Here is a 3614-nt window from a genome sequence, read left to right as displayed (position 1 = left end):
AGGCCGCCGCCGCCGACGCGGGAGGACAGCTGGGCGCCGAGGTAGGTGCCGGGGATGGAGCCGATGATGACGGGGATGGTGACGGACCAGTCGACCTCGCCGAACCACAGGTGGGCGACCGCGGCGGAGACCACGAGGGGCACGGCCTGGACGAGGTCGGTGCCGACGAGCTGGTTGGCCTTCAGGGCGGGGTAGAGGGCCATGAGGGCGATGATGATGAGGGAGCCCGAGCCGACGGAGGTGAGGCCGACCATGAGGCCGCCGACGATGCCGACGATGACGGTCGCGACGGGGCGCGGGACCACGTCGGGTCGGGTGGTGGGCAGCGGTGGGGCGGAGCCGTCGCGGGAGCGGGCGCGTTCGCGCAGGCGCATGTAGGCGCGTACGAGCAGGCCCGCGGAGGCCAGGATCAGCGCGATGCCGAGGGCTCGCTTGGTGAACGTCTCGATGGCCTCGCCGTTGCCGAGGAGGTGCTGCAGGAGCACGCCGAGGAACGCGGCGGGCACGGAGCCGTACGTGAGGAGGCGGACGAGCTGCCAGTTGACGGTCTTGTTGCGGATGTGGACCCAGGAGCCGAAGGGCTTCATCGCGGCCGCCGCGACGATGTCCGAGGACACCGCGACGGGGGCGGGGATGCCGAAGAACAGCACGAGCGTGGGCGTCATGAGGGCGCCCCCGCCCATGCCGGTCAGGCCGACGACCACGCCGATGCCGGCGGCGGCCGCGATGAGTCCTAGATCCATGCGGGGCTAGTGCTCGCGGACCACGCCGGCACCGACGGTGCGGTTGGTGGCCTCGTCGATGAGGATGAACGAGCCGGTGGTGCGGTTGTCGGCGTAGTCGTCCAGCAGCAGCGGCGTGGTGACGCGCAGCTTGACGCGGCCGATGGCGTTCAGCCCCAGCTCGGTGACGTCCTTCTCCCGGTGGAGGGTGTTGACGTCGAGCTCGTAGGCGATGTCCTTGACCATGGCGCGGGCCATGCGGGTGGTGTGGAGGATGCCGAGCTTGCGGCCCACGGTGAGGGCGTCGGAGTCCATCCAGCAGATCGTCGCGTCGACGTCCTGGGTGGGCTCGGGGTGGTTGCCCACCCGGCAGATCACGTCGCCGCGGGACACGTCGATCTCGTCCTCGAGGCGCAGCGTGACCGACATCGGCGGCTGGGCGGCCTCGAGGGGTCCGCCGGGGCCGTCGATCGCGGCGACACGGCTGGTCATGCCCGACGGCAGGGCCATGACCTCGTCGCCGACCTTGATGATGCCCGACGCGACCTGTCCGGCGAAGCCGCGGTAGTCGTGCAGCTCGTTGCGCATGGGACGGATGACGTACTGCACGGGGAAGCGCACGTCCTGGAGGTTGCGGTCCGAGGCGATGTGCACGTGCTCGAGGTGGTGCATCAGCGATCCGCCGCCGTACCAGGGCATGTTCACGGACCGGTCGACCACGTTGTCGCCCAGCAGGGCAGACATCGGGATCGCGGTGAGGTCGGGCACGTCGAGCTTGGCCGCGAACTCGGTGAACTCGGCGTAGATCTCGTTGAAGCGCTCCTCGGACCAGCCCACCAGGTCCATCTTGTTGACCGCGAGGACGATGTGGGGCACGCGCAGCAGCGACGACAGGGTCGCGTGGCGACGCGACTGCTCCGTCATGCCCTTGCGGGCGTCCACGAGGATGATCGCGAGGTCGGCCGTGGAGGCACCCGTGACCATGTTGCGGGTGTACTGCTGGTGTCCGGGCGTGTCCGCGATGATGAACTTGCGCTTCGGGGTCGCGAAGTAGCGGTACGCGACATCGATGGTGATGCCCTGCTCACGCTCGGCACGCAGACCATCGGTCAGCAGCGCCAGGTCCGTGTACTCGGTGCCGCGGGCCTTCGAGGCGGCCTCGACCGCGTCGAGCTGGTCCTCGAAGATCGACTTGCTGTCGTACAGCAGACGGCCGATGAGGGTGGACTTGCCGTCGTCGACCGACCCTGCGGTCGCGAAACGGAGAAGATCCATCAGAAGTACCCTTCCTTCTTGCGGTCCTCCATCGCGGCCTCCGACACCCGGTCGTCGCCGCGCGTGGCACCGCGCTCGGTCAGTCGCGTCGCAGCGGTCTCCGCGATGATCTTGTCGACGGTGTCCGCGTCGGACAGCACCGCCGCGGTCAGCGTCGCGTCGCCCACCGTGCGGTAGCGCACGGTGCGCCGCTCGATCATCTCGCCCTCACGGGGCTGGCAGAACTCGTTGGCAGCCATCCACATGCCGTCACGGTGGAACACGTCACGCTCGTGGGCCATGTAGATCGACGGCACCTCGATGCCGCGGGAGTTGATGTAGTCCCAGATGTCCAGCTCGGTCCAGTTCGACAGCGGGAACACACGGATCGACTCGCCCTGGTGGACACGACCGTTGTACAGGCTCCACAGCTCGGGACGCTGGTTGCGCGGATCCCACTGGCCGAAGTCGTCACGGAAGGAGAACACGCGCTCCTTGGCGCGGGCCTTCTCCTCGTCGCGACGCGCACCACCCATGCAGGCGTCGAACTTGTTCTTCTCGATGGTGTCCAGCAGCACCGGCGTCTGGATGCGGTTGCGCGAGCCGTTGGGCTCCTCCCGCACGAACCCACGCTCGATCGCGTCGGGCACCGAGCCCACCACCAGGTTCAGGTCGTACTGCTCGACCACACGGTCGCGGTAGTCGATGACCTCGGGGAAGTTGTGGCCCGTGTCGACATGCATCAGCGGCATCGGCAGCCGCGCCGGCGCGAACGCCTTGAGCGCGATGTGCAGCAGCACGATCGAGTCCTTGCCGCCCGAGAACAGCAGCGCCGGACGCTCCATCTGCGCGACAACCTCGCGCACGATATGAATGGCCTCAGCCTCCAGCGCATCCAGCTGGCTGAACGAGGTAGCCGTCATCAAGAATCTCCGTCGGTGTAGTCCGAGATCGCCGCGAGGATCCGCGGCGCCAGCACCGGCCGGCACACGATGAGGTCCGGCAGGTAGGGATCCGCGTTGTAGACGAGCGGGGAACCGTCGATCCGAGAGGTGTGGAGCCCCGCCGCGCGGGCCAGGGCGACCGGTGCGGCCGAGTCCCACTCGTACTGGCCGCCCGCGTGGACGTACGCGTCGACCTGCCCGCGCACCACGGCGGCGATCTTCACGCCGGCCGATCCCATGGGCAGCAGCTCGGCGTCCAGGGCGGCGCGCACCGGCTCGGTGACGGCCGGCGGGCGCGAGCGCGACACGGCCAGGCGCAGCGGCGAGCCCTCGGCGGGCTCGGGTGCCGCGGCGACGTCCGCGGAGCTCAGCACGAGGTCCTCGCCGGGGATCCCGACGACGCCCAGCGCGAGCTCGCCCGCGATCCACAGCGCGATGTGCACGGCCCAGTCGGCGCGGCCCTCGGAGAACTCACGGGTGCCGTCCAGCGGGTCGATGATCCACACACGCTGCGCGCTCAGGCGCGCCGCGGAGTCCTTCGCCTCCTCGACAGCACCGCGTCGTCGGGGCGGTGCTCGGCCAGCAGCGCGGCCAGCACGGACTGCGCCGCGGCGTCGCCGGCGTTGCCCAGCTCCTTGCCCGCCAGGCCAGACTCGCGCCGCACCCGCAGCAGCTCCTCGCCCGCGGCCCGCGC

The 3614-nt window shown here is 69.9% G+C and carries 4 protein-coding genes; all 4 read right to left on the bottom strand.

Going from position 1 to position 3614, the window contains the following annotated elements:
- A partial coding sequence (locus tag AOM04_RS14115; protein WP_062465434.1) for a sulfite exporter TauE/SafE family protein occupies nt 1-743 on the bottom strand: 743 nt, incomplete at its 3' end.
- Between the two features lie 6 nt (nt 744-749).
- Nucleotides 750-1997, bottom strand: coding sequence for a sulfate adenylyltransferase subunit 1 (locus tag AOM04_RS14110; RefSeq protein ID WP_062465433.1), 1248 nt, complete (start codon nt 1995-1997; stop codon nt 750-752).
- Nucleotides 1997-2899: a sulfate adenylyltransferase subunit CysD gene (gene cysD / locus AOM04_RS14105; RefSeq protein WP_062462203.1), complete on the bottom strand. Its 903-nt coding sequence runs from the start codon at nt 2897-2899 to the stop codon at nt 1997-1999. The genes AOM04_RS14110 and cysD overlap by 1 nt, the downstream gene beginning before the upstream one ends.
- Nucleotides 2899-3426 (bottom strand): inositol monophosphatase family protein, encoded by a 528-nt coding sequence (locus AOM04_RS14100; RefSeq protein WP_267127741.1) that lies wholly within the window; start codon nt 3424-3426, stop codon nt 2899-2901. Before AOM04_RS14100 ends, cysD begins: the two co-directional genes overlap by 1 nt.
- Nucleotides 3427-3614 lie beyond the last annotated feature (188 nt).

This window comes from Demequina soli (genome assembly GCF_000971195.1).
Taxonomy (GTDB): domain Bacteria; phylum Actinomycetota; class Actinomycetes; order Actinomycetales; family Demequinaceae; genus Demequina; species Demequina soli.
This window is presented reverse-complemented; position numbering and strand designations above follow the sequence as displayed.